Source organism: Gordoniibacillus kamchatkensis (assembly GCF_000829455.1).
In the GTDB taxonomy this organism is placed as follows: Bacteria; Bacillota; Bacilli; order Paenibacillales; family NBRC-103111; genus Gordoniibacillus; species Gordoniibacillus kamchatkensis.
In genome coordinates this window covers 43,590-59,087 of sequence record NZ_JXAK01000015.1, presented here as the reverse complement: position 1 = coordinate 59,087, position 15,498 = coordinate 43,590, and the positions used below count along the sequence as shown (strand labels likewise).

The following is a 15,498-nucleotide window of genomic DNA, read 5'->3' as shown; positions in this document are numbered from 1 at the left end:
CTGAAATTGAGGAAGATGGAGCTTATTCAGCGCCATTAATTCCTAAAAAATTTGTAAAGCTTGACGCTGCCGGCCCCGATAATGACGATCTTCGGCTTTTTGCTCATCGGCGTGTCACGAGCTCCTCAGGCCAGCGATAGGTCCAGAATTGCTCTTTCATCTGCGAGGCGAGAATCTCATCCTTCCGGGCGGCGTTGGCAGCGAGCTCTTCATCTATTTTTTTGGTCATCACTTCCGACTGGGAGCGATGCGCGCGAATCGCGGCCATCTTTTTATCCAGCACGCTCGACACGTCTATGATAATGTCAGGCGGTCCCAAAACCTCCATGCAGTTTTTGGAGAAGGCGGAGCCATAAATTTCCGGTCTTTCGTTCAAGGGAAGGCGGCTGGCCGCACGGATCGTAGCCTCGGCGAGCGCATCATGATCGGGATGTACGCCGTGTTCCGGATAGTAGGTGTAAATGCGGAACGGACGAATTTCCAGTATCACTTGGAAAATGCGATCGGCGAGCTCCTCCGGATCCTCGAACTGCAACGTCTTGTCCAGAAGCCTCCACATGCGCAGGTCATGAATGCCGATAGCCTCGCAAGCATCCTTCAATTCCTTCTCGCGAATTAACGGCAGCGTTTCCCGATTGGCGAAAAACGGATTGCCCATACGGCGGCCCATTTGCCCCGAAGTTGCGCAAATCAGCGTAATCGGCGTCCCCTCCTGCGCGTGAAGCGCAAGCGCGCCGGCCTTGCCGAACGATTCGTCGTCGGGGTGAGGAAATACAGCCAAAACAGGTCGATTCATAGACAGTTACTCCCTTCCGGAATCATTTTTGAAAGGCTCTGGACTGATCTGCAGCGCGATTCCCAGTTGTCCTTGATCATCGTGCCCGGCCAGAAGCAGCTTTTCCCCGTCCATCACTTCAAAATCAGTCAGTCCTTCGGCGTATACCCAACCATCCTGCATCTTAAGACCGACCCGGTAAGGCCCGCTGCCAGTTATTTGGCCGCGCTGGTAGTTCACCTTTCCGTTGCGAATGTAGGCGCACACCGACACAGCCTTTTCTCCTTGCAAGCAAGCGTACGACCCGGTTGTAGTCTCAAGATGAATATAGACGTCTTGGTTCACCAATTGATTCAATTTTTCTTGAACATCCGCTTTATTAATGGGCTGCATATCGTTCCCACCCTCCAATTTTCCTTGGCCTGATTGACCCCGACGCTCTGATAGTTGCACGGGCCGCCTTCCGCGTATTGGATAATATTCCTTCCAATGTGCTTAGCAGTGCACGGTAGCTCGTTCCTCCGGCATCAATGGCGAGTAGCGGAACCCTTTTCATGTTACAGGTTCCATTCCTCAGTGATCCGGTTTAGCTCGGCGTCGGCTTGGTCCGTATGCTTCGTTTGTTCGTCTAACCAGGATTTGGCGGCCTTCAGGGTTTGTTTACGCTCTTCGATCGTTCGCCGCATCTCGGTCGAAGCTGGACCTCCCGGCAGCTTGCGAATCTGAACAAAATGTACGGGATCCATCGCCCGGGCAACCAATTCCGGCGATACGCCGAGCCGATGGCCGGTAACTTGCTCGGCTACTTCGTCAACCAGTTCGCCGGTAACCTGCGAAGCGTCCAATTGACGGGACAGAGCCGCCTTGACCACGGCGCTTGCAATAGAGTGCGCACTGCGGAATGGAACGTTTTTCTCGCGTACAAGGGTGTCGGCTAGCTCTGTGATGGTTGCAAAGCTGCGCCTTGCCCGCTCGAGCAGCAGCTCTCTGTTTACTTCCAGCGTTCCTACCACTACGGACAAAAGGCGGAATAACTGCTCCGACAATTTAAGGCTGTGCCAGAGATGTGGCTGCAAGTCGTCTTCCGTATCGACTATATCGCCGAACGGGGTATTGTGCAGCATCTGCAAAACCGTGGAAGCGGTGCCGACTCCGCTAGAACTGAGCGAACGGATGTGTTCTAGGGAGACTGGGTTCCGCTTCTGCGGCATGATGGAGCTGATTTGCACGTACGGATCGGCGACGCGGATCGCGGCAAATTCTTGCGTCGACCACAGCAGCAAATCCTGGACAAAGCGGCCGATGCCAAGAAAAGATAGCTGTAGGGCGGCAGCGGCTTCACCAAGGTAATCCGCTCCGCCGATAGCATCATAAGAATTTTCGACAAGGCCGTTAAAGCCAAGCAGCTCGGCTACCCGCGAACGGCTGACCGGAAACCCGGACGTCGTCAGTGCGGCAGCGCCCAAAGGACTGCGGTTGCAGGTCTCATATGCGGCTTGAAGCCGTTTAACGTCACGGCTTACGGAATCAAATACGGCGATCAGATAATGGGCGAATGTCATCGGTTGAGCCTGCTGCGTATGGGTATAGCCGAGCATGACCGTATCGACATGGTTTTCGGCCGTGTCCAGCAACGTTTGCAACAAAACTCCGGCGGACCGCAGAACAGCAATCAGCTTGTTGCGCAAAGTCAGGCGATACATCGCAACGCCCATGTCGTTGCGGCTTCTGGCCAAATGCAGCTTCCGCCGATTTCTCCTGCCCTCTCCATAATTTGATGCTCCACGAGAAAGAACAGGTCCTCGAAGGTGCCGTCATAGGGGGTCTGTTGAATGCGCGGAAGATCCAGCGCGCGGATAGCATCCATAATCGGAGCCGCCTGCTCGCGAGTAAGCAAAGATTGCTCGACAAGCATAATAAGATGGGCCTTGTGGATCGCGATCATAGGCTCCAATAAGACTGACTTTTGGTTGTCGTATGCGGGGGCCAATACAACCTCGGTATAAGTGGCGCCTGGAAAGCACTGTCCTTCGCTGTTTAGAATGCTTTGTCGTACGTTCATTGCTTGTCCTCCTCAGCGTGCATTCTGCGTTTCAATAATGCGGCTCCGGTTCACATAAGTTAATTAAGTTTATTAATAAATGCAAGTGTGCTCCCACCACTCCCCCGGGTTTCAGCCCCATAGTTGCCGGATGCCATTTACATCCATATTTTATGCGGATAACCTTGGCATGTCAACAATGAAAGCGCTATATCATCCATATTTTCTATTTGACGGGCAAGGTGGCGTAGTTTATAATCCAAGGTGAAATCTCTTTATTCGGAAAGTTAAGAAACGTTCCAGGGCGTGTCAGCGAGCATTCTTCATTCATCCTAATTCATTAAGGGGGGTTTTTGAATGTTGGGTAAAGTTAGAGTTACGGCGGCAGCATCTGTTTTGGCCTTATCGGTTCTCGCCGGGTGCAGCTCCAAGCCTGCCGAAGGCGGTCCCGGCTCGGGTTCGAGCCCGAACTCGAGTTCTAGTTCCAACTCGGAGCCGGTAACGATCACGTATTGGCAGTACAGTTTCCCCGCTAAAGTGACTTTGATTCAGAAGCTGATCGAGGAGTTTCAAAAGCAAAATCCGAATATCAAAGTTGTGGCGCAAGATTTCCCGTACGACCAATACAACCAGAAGGTAACCGCAGCCACAAACGCCAAAAACGGTCCGGACGTTCTGAACCTGTACTACGGATGGCTGCCGCAATACGTGCAGGATGGCATTTTGCAGCCTCTTCCGGAAAGCTTCATGAGCAAAGCGGATATCGAGAAATATTACATACCAATGGTCAAAGAATCTCAGATCGACGGAAAGTACTACGCCGTTCCGACTGCAGTACGGTCCCTCGCTTTGTTCTATAACAAAGATATGTTCAAGAAGGCGGGTCTAGATCCGAATAGCCCGCCCAAGACGTGGGATGAATTGATCAGTTACGCGCAAAAGATGACCGTGTACAACAACGGCAAGCTGGAGCAGGAAGGATTCGCGCCGGATGTAAGCGGCCAGGGCTACCACGTATTCGAAGAAGTGCTGCTTCGTCAGTGGGGAGTGACCCCGTTCAGCGACGACCATAAGAAGGTGCTGTGGAACTCCTCTCCGCAAGGTCTTGCCGCATTCCAGTATTACATGGATTGGTTTACCAAAGACAAAATCGGCGATCCCAACTTCAACACGGATTATGAGACAGCGTTTAAATCCGGCAAAGCCGGCATGATCATCGACGGTTCCTTCGCCATCCAATCGCTCAAGAAAGATACGGCTGCCGAGTGGGGAGTAACCACTTTGCCGACAAAAGATCCCGGCGGCTTAAAATCGAACTTCGGCTCCTATTGGGTGCACGGCATTGCGAAAGGCGTATCCGGCAAAAAACTGGAAGCTGCGCAGAAGTTTCTGAAATTCCTCATTTCCGAAGAAACGCAGAAAACGTGGCTGAAAGAGGTCGGCGAGCTGCCTGCCGCAGCTTCTTTGTCGGACGACGCTTCGATTAAGGCAGACCCGATATACGGTCCGTTCGTCAGTGGTCTTAAGGACGCACACGCTACGTATTTCGTCAATGAAAAGGATGAAAGACAGGCGATCATCGATAAGACGAATGAGATAATATTGAACAAAGCTCCTGTCGACAAAACGTTTAACGATCTGGTGAAGAAGCAGCAAGAAATACGCGACGAGTACTTCAGCCAGCATTCCAATTAATTGCACATGCAGTGACAATGCCGGGAGCGCAAAGTTCCCGGCATTCCAATAGCTCTTCGGAAGGTGGTGCGGCAGTGAAACGAGTGGCCCCTGAATCTCCCCAAATGAGATCGTTGCTGCGCGACTGGCCAAACCGTGGATCGCTGGAAAGCAAACGGGCTCTCACTGCGTACACGTTTTTGGCCATTCCCATGTTGTTTTTCCTCGGGATTCGCATTGCGCCGACGATCTATGCGTTCGCGATGTCATTTTTCAAAAAGAACGGATCCGGTTTCACGCTGTACAACTATCAAAAGATGTTTGCTTCGCCCGATTTTTGGCATGCGCTTACAAACACGTTGTTGTACGTGATCATTACCGTTCCGAGCCAATTGGCGATCGGTATTGTGCTCGCCTTGATGATCGGCAGGATTGAACGATTCAAAGGATTGTACAGGACGATTTATTTTCTCCCGTATATTACGTCGGCCGTAGCGATCAGCTGGGTTTGGCGTCTTATGTACGACCCGAACAACGGTTTCATCAATGCCTTCCTCGAATTGTTCCACATCCCCGCCCAACAGTGGCTGAAAAGCCCGAGTGAGGCGCTCGTCGCCGTAAGTATTGTGATCATCTGGCAGTCGTCCGGATATGCCGCGCTTATTTCAATGGCCGGTCTGGAGTCCATTCCCAAGAGCTATTATGAAGCTGCGAGAATCGACGGCGCCAGCCCTTGGCAGTTGTTCTGGCGCATCACGTGGCCTCTGCTCAATCCGACTTTGGTGTTTTTGGCGGTCACCGGCGTGATCGGCGCCCTGCAAACCTTCACGCAAATTGCCAACCTGACAGGGGGAAGCGGCGGTCAGGCGGGCGGGCCTCTCAACAGCACGCTAAGCATTGTCGTTTACGTGTATAACCAAGGCTTCAACAATTTCAATCTGCAGTTTGCATCGGCGGTAACGGTCGTATTGTTTATCTTGATTCTGATCGTAACGATCCTTCAGATGAAGCTGATCAACCGAACTTATGACTACTGAAAGGGGATGCGGGGATGCGGAAGAGGGTCGACGGGGCTGCCATCGTCATTCATTTCGTCTTGTGCGTGGGAATCCTGGTTGTGGCCATGCCGTTTGTCTGGATGGTTCTATCATCCTTTAAAACGTTGCCTGAATTTTATACGTTCAAATTTTTGCCGAAGAGTTGGACCCTGGAAGCATACCAACATATATTTGCCCATACCAAGTACGTCCGTTGGTACGGGAACAGCTTTATTGTGGCCATCGTCGTTACCGTCAGCGAATTGTTTTTCGCTTCGCTCGTCGGCTATACGCTTGCCAAGCACCGATTTAAAGGGAATAAAATCATTTTCATTCTGATTCTCAGCACAATGATGGTGCCCACCGAACTTCTTGTCATCCCCTGGTACGTAATGAGCACCGCTTTGGGCTGGACGGATACGTATTGGAGCATTATGTTCCCCGGCATGATTCAGGCTTACTCCGTGTTTCTGATGAGGCAATTTATGCTGAGCGTTCCAGACGATTTGATCGCTGCCGGGAGAATCGACGGAATGTCGGAGTTCGGCATCTTTCTGAAAGTCGTGCTGCCGCAAGTGACTTCGGCCCTCGGGGCGCTCGCCATTTTGGCTTTCCTGGGCAATTGGAACGCTTATTTGTGGCCCGTTATTGCCATCACGTCGGAAAATATGCGCACGTTGCCGGTCGGCATGTCCCTCTTCTCGACAGCCGATGCGGGCGGACTGCAATGGAACTTAATTATGGCGATGAGCACGATGGCCGTCGTTCCGATTATTATCGTCTACTTCATTTTCCAGCGTCGCATTGTCGAGGGCATCTCTTTGACCGGGCTCAAATAAACAATCATGAGGTGATATTCGTGATTAAGAACGTGATCGATTTCCATGTCCACTTTCCCGCAAAGCAGGAGCCCCGGAGGCGCCAAGTTCCGCCGGCCATCATCGAGTATCAGAAGGAGCTGCGGGCCAAATGGCGCGAGCAGTTTAAGTTCGGAGATCCGGAAGCGGAGCACCCCGGTGACGACGTCCAGGAACAAAGATGGCTCCGGGAAATGGAGGATAACGACCTTCAGCATGTCAATTTCCTGACAGGCGGCGGCAACGAGAAGCTGGCTGCTCTCGTCAAGAGACATCCGGATAAATTTACGGGCTTTGCCCATCACGACTTGTCTCAGGACGGTGCAGCGGAAAAGCTGCAGTACGCCATTGAAGAATTGGGGCTGCACGGATACAAATGGTTCGGGCCGCTGATGACGAAGTCGTTTGATGCGCCGGAGCTAAAGCCGTTCTGGACCTATTTGGCGGACCGCAAGCTGCCTTGTCTCATTCATTTTGGCGTGCTGGGAGGCCCCGGCGGCATCGTCGATCATCCTTACATTAATCCTCTGACAATGGCGAGGGTCGTACAGGAGTACGTGGACATTCCGTTTGTTTTTCCACATTTTGGAGCAGGCTATTGGCAAGAGCTGTTGCACCTCGCTTGGTCCAGTCCGAACGTGCATGTGGACGGTTCGGGATCGAACGACTGGATTCGATGGATGCCCTATCATTTGACGCTGCAGGATTTGTTCAAGAAGGCATACGAAACGATAGGGCCGAAAAGAATCGTGTTCGGATCCGATTCGAGCGACTTTCCTCGCGGCTTCGCAAAGAGATATCTTGATTTGCAAGAGGCTGCTTGTCACAATATTGGAGTACCGAAGGAAGACATGCAGTTGATTTTTGGCGGAAACGCGGCCCGGATTTTGAAGTTGAAGCATCCAAAATCGGTTATCGTAGAATAGAGAGAATATAATGAGAAGTTTTCGCCCGTTACAACCATGCTCCTTCCGCCGCTTTTTCCCGTAATGTATGCAAAGCAATAAAGGAGCGTGGATTTGTTGGATAGGAAAAACAATGTACTGGCCACTCCCAATCTGTTGCGGCTGGTCAATCGCAATACGATTGTTTCTATGCTGGAACAGCTTGATATTACAAGCCGTGCGGAATTGAGCATGTTGACGGGGATCAGCCCGCCTACCGTCTCCGCCATTGTGAAGGAGCTCTTTGACGAAGGATGGCTCCACGACGCCGGAGACGGCGTCTCCCAAGGCGGCAAACCGCCGAAATTAATAAAGCTCAATCCGAATGCGAGATATATCGGCGCCATACAAATGAATCAGGACAAAATCCGGATTCGCATAACCAACCTGGTAGGAACCGTATTCGCCGAGGACCAATTTAAGCCTGTGCAATACGACGGTCCGTATGTTTGCATGGAAGCGGCCAAACGTCTTGTGGATTTGATCGCTGCGCAGCAGATTGATTCCGACCTCATTTTGGGCGTCGGCATCGCTGTGCCCGGAGTGGTCAATAACCAGGGCTTCGTCTCCAACGCGCCCGAATTCGGGTGGGAGCTTGAGCCTATCAAAAGCCATCTGTCCAAACATCTTCCTTATCCGGTGATCGTAGAGAATGACGTCAAATTGGCGGCAATTGGCGACGCCTGGAAGCGAAAATCTTTGACAGGCGTATCCGTCTATGTTCACCTGGACCGAGGGGTCGGCGCCGGTATTTTAATTGACGGGAAACTATATCGCGGCGCTAACTTTGCAGCCGGCGAAATCGGCAATTTGATCGTGGACCCCGTTCAAATTCCTTCGACGCTGCAAATGGCGGAACGCCGGTTTGGTTTCTTCGAAGCCCAGTACGGCTTGACGGCTCTTAATTTAACCGACGACAATCAAAATGCCGGGAACCAAGACCGGGAAAATTGGATTATCAAGCATTTTGCCTACGCGGTTGTCAACGTCGTTGCGCTGCTGGATCCGGATACGATCGTTTTCGGAGGCATGATGACGGCAAGAATCGACAATTTCCTCGGCAGGCTGTTGAACGCTCTGTCCGGGCTGATTACCATCAATCCGAAGATGCTGATCACTCCGCTTGGTGATGACGCTTCATTATTCGGTGTGACACGGGCGGTTGTCGAGAATAGAGTACAGGTCGCATGGACCGTGTAGCAATTTGCGCTCGGGAGGGCTTAAGTGGAGACGGAAGTCGCGAAGAGCAATGCGCGGTTTGAAATCTTCAGGCCGATCCGCGTATCCCGCAATTTCACGGCCGTATGGATCGGCCAGTCGCTGGCTAATCTTGGCGGCGCCGTGTTAAATGTCGTGTTACCCGTGATCGCCCTGACTTTGCATGCCTCGCCTTTGACGATAGGCTGGCTCATGACGCTGCTAATGATCCCGCAGGTTTTACTGCTGCCATTTTCGGGCATATTGGCAGACCGGCTGCCGCGGGTACCCATGATGATTTTTACAGATATGGTGCGCTTCTCTTTATTGGCCATTGTCGCCGCGTTGGCGGCTACACAGCGAATGACGCTTTTGCATCTGGACGTGTTCGCCGTTCTTTTCGGCGCCATGCAGGCGCTGTTTCAACCGGCGTATGCGGCGGTAAGGGCGCAAATTTTTACCAAATCGATTCGGAATGCCGCTACTGCGTTAACTCAGGGAACTCAGCAGCTTGCTATGATGGCCGGTCCTTCGCTCGGCGGGCTCATCGTGGGAATCTCTTCCGGCGCTGTGGGGCTGGGGGTCAATGCGCTCGGATTTTTATTTTCCGCTATCAGTCTTCTGTTCGTCAAAGTTCCAAGGCTAGAGAATGCAGGTCAAGCAAAGGCGAATTCAAAGGTTTGGCGAAACATTCGAGATGAGCTGTTGATCGGATACCGCGAGCTTCGCAAACACGATTGGTTGTGGGTTACGATCCTCGCATTTTCATTGATCAATATACTGGGGCGGGGCATGATCGCGGTTATGCTGCCGTGGCTGATCAACATCCATCTGCACATGCCATCCTACGATTTCGGATTCGTATCTTCGGCCAGTGCTGTAGGGGCGTTGGCGATGTCCTTATTATTCGGCAGCAAACGTACGTGGAAACGCCGAGGTATTCTCGCGTATTTCGGTGTGGCTATATCGGCGATCTCCTTAATCTGCCTTACTTTTGTTGCATGGCTCCCGATGATCGTCGTCCTGATGGCTCTGCATGGGGCCGGTTACATGCTGTTCGGTCTGATCTGGGAGGTTAGCTTGCAGGAGCTGGTGTCGCATGAAGCGTACGGACGTGTGGTGAGCTTGGACATCTTCGGCTCTGTAGCCTTGCTTCCTCTGGGATATGTCCTGACCGGATGGCTGGCGGAGCATATCGGCGGCTTATGGACGATGGGCATTGACTCGGTTCTCGTGCTGCTGATTATCGGCATTGCTCTTTCTTTCAAAGCAATACGCAAGTTTGAATGATCGCGTGCCTTTAAAAAGGAGACTGAGATGAAACTACCCCGAATGTTTGCTTCGCTGGCATATCGAGATTTTCGGTTGATGTGGTTCAGCACGGCGATCGCCAACAGCGGCCAGTACGCGTTTGCATTACGGCAAGCTGGCTTATTTTTTCTCTCTCACAATCGACCGCGCTCGTAGGGATGACCGTGTTTGCGTCGATGCTTCCCGGCGTTTTGTTCGGTTCCTTGATTGGCGTGCTTGTAGACCGTTTTGATCGGCGACGTTTGCTGACGCTTTCCTTTTTGCTTAGTAGTTCCAATATCGGCTGTTTGGCGGTGCTTCTGAGTTTAGGATTCGAATCTCCATGGCTGATTATCGCCAGCGCGTTTCTATTGGGAATATCCTTTAATATGCAAATCACGTGCACGAATTCCCTGATGCCGGCCATCGTTCCCAAGCAGTCATTATTTAACGCAACGGCGCTGCAGGGAAGCGTTCAGCACGGGTCCGGCTTCTTCGGTTCCGGATTCGCCGGTCTGGTGATGATGTCGACCAAATAGCCAACAGGTACGTCCGACAGTTGTCCTGACGGGGTACGGCCAACTTAAACAGGCATTGGCGTATTTGTTGGCTTTGCATAGCCTTTTTCGTATGTTTTATCGATATAGGAACGAATTTCTTTCAGCGTCTTGCCGTCCTGCTTCATTTTGATGGACTGCGCTGCAATTTGCAAACAAACCCCGCAACGGGTTCCGTGGTCGTCCCAAACAACGGATCCGTCCTGATTGACCTGTTTGATAAAACAGTTCATATTGCCGGCATGTCCGGCACTTTCCCCGCAGCCGCAGTAGCAAGGAATCCATTTCAAAACTTCCGTCGCATTTCCTGCGGCTTCGTAAACCAAGCGGATCTGTTCGGGCTGATTGCTTAAAAATTTGGGCAGCACCTTGACCGAGGCTGTTTTTTCTTGCAGGTCCCCGTTCATACTGTGCCCTTGATGGGCCTGATCTTTGGTTGAACCGCATGCCGAGACAACGAAAGAGATCGATAGTGCCGCGATTAGACTTTTGAATCGGAATTTCATCCATTCACCCCAGTTATATTCGCTGCTCCGAAGACTGCTTATTTTCCCGCTTTACCATATCATCGTACTTGAGCCGTAAAATTCCAATAGCCTTGGCGACATCATCTTTCGATTTTATATAAACGGAAACCCAGCCGGAATCGGGATAAATGTGATGGGGCTGCGCGCGTCCCCCGGCTACGAGCTCATCGCGGAGCGCTCTGGGCAACAGCAGGTCGACCAGATGATCTCCGTGCAGATGGCCGATTTCCTTGCCCCTAAACTGAAATTCAATTCCGCCGAAGCGATGGGGCTGCTCACATACTTCCGGCCATGACAGCAATTGCCCGGTAATTTCCTGCCTCACAGATAACGTCATATGCCTTCTCCTTTCCGTTCCCTTACTCCATCACATAGCCGCCGTTGACCGGCGTGTACGTCCCGGTTACGAACCGGCTGTCGTCGCTTGCCAGGAACGCAATGACTCCCGCTATGTCTGCTGGCTGCCCGATTCTGCCCAGCGGCGTAAAGCTGCTGATGGCGCGCTTCGCTTCTTCGGGGAAACGGGCGGACGCATCGGTTTCCACCGCGCCGGGAGCAACGACGTTGGCGGTAATGCCCATCGGGCCGAATTCATGGGCGATATATTTCGCAAACGTATCGAGCGCCCCTTTGGCCGTCCCGTGGGCAATCATGTTCGGCGCGGCGGCTTTTCCCAAACCGGCTGAAACGTAGACGATTTTGCCGTATTTTTGCTCGGTCATGGCCGGGATAACGGCTTTCGTCATCAAGAAAGCCGCCTTCAGTTCTTCGTTCACCTTCTGCGAGAACGCGCTCCAGGGCATGTCGGCAAACGGCATCACCGCAAAAGGGACGTTCGCGTTATTTACCAAAATGTCGATGCGGCCGCCGAAGGCGTCTCGCGCAAACGACGCAAGAGCGCCGGCTTGCGTCTCGTCGCGCACATCCGCCTGATAAGCGGCCGCATCGCCGCCGGCAGCTTGAATCTCGGCAACAACAGCATGTGCGGCGTCCTTGTTGCTCAAATAGTTGACGACGACCTTCGCCCCGCGCTGTCCCAGCGCTTTCGAGGCGGCAGCGCCGATGCCGCGCGCTCCGCCGGTCACAATAGCCACTTTGTCTTTCATCATCATGTTCCCGTCTCCTTTAATTATGATTTGCGGTGGGTTTTATTGCAACGCTTGAGTTCCGTGTGCGGAATTGCAAGCGGTATAGCAACAAGATGCCTATGTGCAGTGCGGCAAGTACGAGATAAATATTGCCGAACAGGTAGCTGCCCGAATCGGCATGGAGCGGATTCCAATTCACGGATGAACCTTGTGCCACTACGATGCCGTAAACGCCCGCAGCGATTGCTTGGGCAATGAAACCGGCCATCGAGAATAGTCCCATGCCTACGCCAACCTGATCCTTGGGCAGCGACCTCGAAATGGAATTCGACATCGCAATCTGCATGAACGATTGGCCAACGTTGCCGAATACTAAAAAGAACGAGATCCATAGCGGCGATATTCCCGTGAAGATGGACAACAACGCAAAACAGGCAATTAAAGAGCCGGAGGCGACGGAGAACAGATAGGAATTGCCTTTCTTATCAGCCAGCTTCCCGCCTTTTTTCCCGAGAAGGGAAGTGGCTACCGCCGCGGGGACCATGGCAAAACCGATCCAATTGGAACCGAGGCGATAAACTTCCGAAAGCAGAATCGGAGTTAACAAATACAAGGATGTGCCTATACCGCTGATGAGAAAGGCTAGCGCCAGCGCGATGGTATAGGCTTTGTTTCGGAACAATCGGGGACTAATAAAAGCTTCCCTGGCAGCGCGGATTCTGGCGATGAAAAGCAGTAATGCCGCCACTCCGTAAATCAGATATGACCAGGTTCGATTCGTGACCCCGAGCAGAATTAGCGCAATGGATGCAGCAAGCAAGATTCCGCCAAGCCAATCGAATGTTCGGGCAGATTCCTTCGGTTCGCGCTCCAAATGTTTGCGATAAAACGGCAGCAGCACCAAAATGAGCAGCGAAGGCAAAAACAACCATCTCCAGTTCGCAAAGCTGACGACAATCGCGGAAATGACAGGGGCAAGAGCGCCTCCGAGCGCAAGCCCGACGGCAGTCATACTTAAGGCGGAGCCTCTCTTCTCAGGTGAAAAATACCGAATCGGGATAATGAGGGCAATTGCCGGAAGAGCCGAAGCTCCTGCAGATTGAAGACATCTGCCGAGAAGCGCGATCCAGAACGTGTGGGAAACGAGCCCGACGAGAGACCCGATGGCAAAGAGCGACAGTCCGAACGTCAATAAGCTCTTCAACTGAAATCTGTCCGCCAGTTTCCCGTAAGTTACAGTCCCAAACGCGTAGATCAGCGCATAGGCGGATGATAGCCAGCTCACCTGAGCGAGGGAGAGGTGAAACTCCTTGCTGATTTGCGGGAGGACGACGTTAAACATAAGGGCACTCATCGATGAAATCATAACGGTGAACATCATTAAGCGCATTAAGATGAAACCTTTTTGCTGCCGCGAATCGGAAATCATGAATAATCACTCCTTTGGAATATACGCAGGCAAGTACATACTTGCATGGTGATTTATAAAAAAGCTAGGGGGTTAAAGCCCTAGCGAATAACCGTACGCTTTCCTCGATAAATGCGTTCAACGAATCTTCGGTCACCGACTTTTTGCCGTTCATGCTGCTGGTGAAGGCGCCATAATTCATCCACATGAACGTCCATGCCGTTAGCTCGGGATTCGGCGTCATCACTTTATTTTGCTGCGACATGGCGATCAAGTAGTCCGTCAAAAGCTTTTGCATATGCCGCGGATGGCGCCCCGCCTCCCGATACGCTTCTTCCGGGAGAGTGCTGCTTCCTTTTTGCGCGATATACATCAATTTCCGGTTCCGGTACATGATCTTATGATACGTCCGGCTGATCGTGAGCAGGTCCGCATGCAGATCCCCAGTCAGGCTTTCGTTGAACAGCTTCGTCATCTCGTCGGCATAGTGGAAGCGGCTGAACGCAGCCTCCATCAGTTTCTGCTTCGTTCCGAAATGGCGAAACAACGTGACTTCGTTCACGCCGGCGGCAGCGGCGATTTCCTTCGTCGTCGTGCCGTCGTACCCTTTTTCCGCCATAATGTCGATTGCCGATAACAGAAGCTTGTCGCGAGTGCTTTGACTATCATTCATTTGTCTGCCCACCTTGGGTGCAAGTACTTACTTACATAGTTGATTATATTCGAGTTGTGATGCTATGTCAACAACTGGAATAACGAAGCGGTCTGCCTAAGTGTTGAACGGGATGGCGGAAAAATAAAATTTACATCTAAAATGGCGTGCCAATTGTCAAGCAAATTGGCGCGTCATTTTGTTGATTACTTTGTGAATTTAATATCCATAATTTTCCCGCATGCCAAGAATCCGATGTTTTTATAAATTTTATTTGAGTCGGGATTGTTCAAATCCGCATATAACATTGGCACCAGGTTTTCTTCTTTTATAATTTTGCACAATTTTGCCACCAATCCGCTTGCAAAACCTTGCTTTCGATGCTGCGGCGGCGTATATACGGCATTAATTCGTGCATGTCTTGCCGAGCGGTGCGCAATTTGAGCCATGGATACAGGAGTGCCATCGACAAACAAAAGATACAAGTTTCCTCTTTGGACCATCTTTTCAGCCGCTGCAAGTTGGCTTGAGGGTTCCACTGCAATTCCGGAAGCTCCCACGGAAAAACCGGCGAGAAATTCCGCAACGGTTTCAATCTGCCCATGACCGGCCTTGTTAATTGTACCTTCGACTTCAATAGGTGCTATTACTTTCGGACAGAAATAGGACTCCATCGTCATGTTGATTTCATGGGAGACACCGCGGGCATGTGAATAAGAGCTTGCCAACTCCTTTATGAATTCGGGCTCTCCCGCCACTCCCGGTAATTCTTCATCTCGTAAATATTCGATTAAGTTGTCAATAAGTTCCTTGACATTCGATTCCTTCAAACCTTTATGAATCCAACCCAAGTGTTATTCCCTGATGATTGAGCGAAGATCAGGTTATTTTCTTTGCTTTTGAAACATTTGCTATGCTCGTCACTGCTAATCAAGTGAATCAGATTGTACTGGACTTCCGAATGGATAAAGGGATGCCGATGCAAGATTTCATCGTTTGGATAGAGTTTTTCGTACATATAACCCTCCCAGTCCCTGATTTTCCTTGATTATACAATATTTTGCCCACAACAATAAACAACCCCGCCGGTAAGCGGGGCTGCTCGCGCATATTTCAATCCAAATATTTCGAGCCTTGCGGCAGAACGAGGTTTTTATCTACCACAACAATGCCAACACCGTCCGGTACAAAGGCGACTCTACAATTTTCGAAGTTGATATAAATTCCGGGAACGAGTACGCCGTGTACATTAGTTTGAGTTATCGCCGAGCCGAAAAAGGTCAAGGGGGCAGCCGCTTTCGTTGAGTCGTCCGCAGTTGCAGCGCTAACCGCAGTCGGCAGCATGAACGCCGAGCACATCGCCAGCACCGATAATTTTGTTTTTAGCATTTTCATCATTCACCATTCCTTTCGCTGAAGTTCGCTGCGTTACATTAGCAAACGTATGAGTA

At 51.5% G+C, this 15,498-nt stretch carries 16 protein-coding genes and 1 pseudogene; 7 read left to right on the top strand and 10 right to left on the bottom strand.

Features of this window, described 5'->3' with window-relative positions; translation table 11 throughout:
• Positions 1-103 precede the first annotated feature (103 nt).
• The 3 genes and pseudogenes from bshB2 to argH form a co-directional block, all read right to left on the bottom strand.
• On the bottom strand, positions 104-796 hold the full coding sequence (gene bshB2 / locus SD70_RS10665; RefSeq protein WP_041047555.1) for a bacillithiol biosynthesis deacetylase BshB2: 693 nt from the start codon (positions 794-796) through the stop codon (positions 104-106).
• A gap of 6 nt (positions 797-802) precedes the next feature.
• Positions 803-1,168 carry a YojF family protein gene (locus tag SD70_RS10660; RefSeq protein ID WP_041047554.1) on the bottom strand — a complete coding sequence of 122 codons (366 nt, stop codon included), beginning with the start codon at positions 1,166-1,168 and terminating at the stop codon, positions 803-805.
• Between the two features lie 164 nt (positions 1,169-1,332).
• A pseudogene (gene argH / locus SD70_RS10655) lies at positions 1,333-2,837 on the bottom strand (argininosuccinate lyase).
• A gap of 336 nt (positions 2,838-3,173) precedes the next feature.
• On the opposite strand from argH, the gene SD70_RS10650 reads away from it, so the two are divergent.
• The 7 genes from SD70_RS10650 (at position 3,174) to SD70_RS10620 (ending at position 10,354) form a co-directional block, all read left to right on the top strand.
• Positions 3,174-4,511, top strand: a complete 1,338-nt coding sequence (locus tag SD70_RS10650) for an extracellular solute-binding protein (RefSeq protein WP_041047553.1) — start codon at positions 3,174-3,176, stop codon at positions 4,509-4,511.
• A gap of 74 nt (positions 4,512-4,585) precedes the next feature.
• Positions 4,586-5,527 (top strand): carbohydrate ABC transporter permease, encoded by a 942-nt coding sequence (locus tag SD70_RS10645; RefSeq protein ID WP_197080991.1) that lies wholly within the window; start codon positions 4,586-4,588, stop codon positions 5,525-5,527.
• A gap of 14 nt (positions 5,528-5,541) precedes the next feature.
• Entirely contained in the window at positions 5,542-6,366 is an 825-nt protein-coding gene (locus tag SD70_RS10640) for a carbohydrate ABC transporter permease (protein WP_041047552.1), read from the top strand.
• 20 nt (positions 6,367-6,386) lie between these two features.
• Positions 6,387-7,310, top strand: coding sequence for an amidohydrolase family protein (locus tag SD70_RS10635; RefSeq protein ID WP_231571147.1), 924 nt, complete (start codon positions 6,387-6,389; stop codon positions 7,308-7,310).
• A 96-nt stretch (positions 7,311-7,406) separates the two neighbouring features.
• Positions 7,407-8,528 carry an ROK family transcriptional regulator gene (locus SD70_RS10630; protein ID WP_041047550.1) on the top strand — a complete coding sequence of 374 codons (1,122 nt, stop codon included), beginning with the start codon at positions 7,407-7,409 and terminating at the stop codon, positions 8,526-8,528.
• 24 nt (positions 8,529-8,552) lie between these two features.
• Entirely contained in the window at positions 8,553-9,815 is a 1,263-nt protein-coding gene (locus SD70_RS10625; protein WP_041047549.1) for an MFS transporter, read from the top strand.
• A gap of 80 nt (positions 9,816-9,895) precedes the next feature.
• Positions 9,896-10,354: an MFS transporter gene (locus SD70_RS10620; RefSeq protein ID WP_041047548.1), complete on the top strand. Its 459-nt coding sequence runs from the start codon at positions 9,896-9,898 to the stop codon at positions 10,352-10,354.
• A gap of 44 nt (positions 10,355-10,398) precedes the next feature.
• Here the strand turns inward: SD70_RS10620 and SD70_RS10615 are convergent, their stop codons facing one another.
• The 7 genes from SD70_RS10615 to SD70_RS10585 all read right to left on the bottom strand — a co-directional run bounded on the left by SD70_RS10615 (position 10,399) and on the right by SD70_RS10585 (position 15,445).
• A complete protein-coding gene (locus SD70_RS10615; RefSeq protein WP_041047547.1) occupies positions 10,399-10,878 on the bottom strand; it encodes a PCYCGC motif-containing (lipo)protein in 480 nt (159 codons plus the stop codon).
• A gap of 13 nt (positions 10,879-10,891) precedes the next feature.
• Positions 10,892-11,236, bottom strand: coding sequence for a luciferase domain-containing protein (locus SD70_RS10610; RefSeq protein WP_041047546.1), 345 nt, complete (start codon positions 11,234-11,236; stop codon positions 10,892-10,894).
• Positions 11,237-11,258: 22 nt separating this feature from the next.
• Positions 11,259-12,011: an SDR family NAD(P)-dependent oxidoreductase gene (locus SD70_RS10605; RefSeq protein WP_231571146.1), complete on the bottom strand. Its 753-nt coding sequence runs from the start codon at positions 12,009-12,011 to the stop codon at positions 11,259-11,261.
• Positions 12,012-12,024: 13 nt separating this feature from the next.
• Positions 12,025-13,365 carry an MFS transporter gene (locus SD70_RS10600; RefSeq protein WP_331436763.1) on the bottom strand — a complete coding sequence of 447 codons (1,341 nt, stop codon included), beginning with the start codon at positions 13,363-13,365 and terminating at the stop codon, positions 12,025-12,027.
• 115 nt (positions 13,366-13,480) lie between these two features.
• A complete protein-coding gene (locus tag SD70_RS10595) occupies positions 13,481-14,068 on the bottom strand; it encodes a TetR/AcrR family transcriptional regulator (protein WP_052487277.1) in 588 nt (195 codons plus the stop codon).
• Positions 14,069-14,253: 185 nt separating this feature from the next.
• Positions 14,254-14,898, bottom strand: coding sequence for a GNAT family N-acetyltransferase (locus tag SD70_RS10590; RefSeq protein ID WP_156157972.1), 645 nt, complete (start codon positions 14,896-14,898; stop codon positions 14,254-14,256).
• Positions 14,899-15,160: 262 nt separating this feature from the next.
• Positions 15,161-15,445, bottom strand: a complete 285-nt coding sequence (locus tag SD70_RS10585) for a hypothetical protein (RefSeq protein ID WP_156157971.1) — start codon at positions 15,443-15,445, stop codon at positions 15,161-15,163.
• Positions 15,446-15,498: the final 53 nt, after the last annotated feature.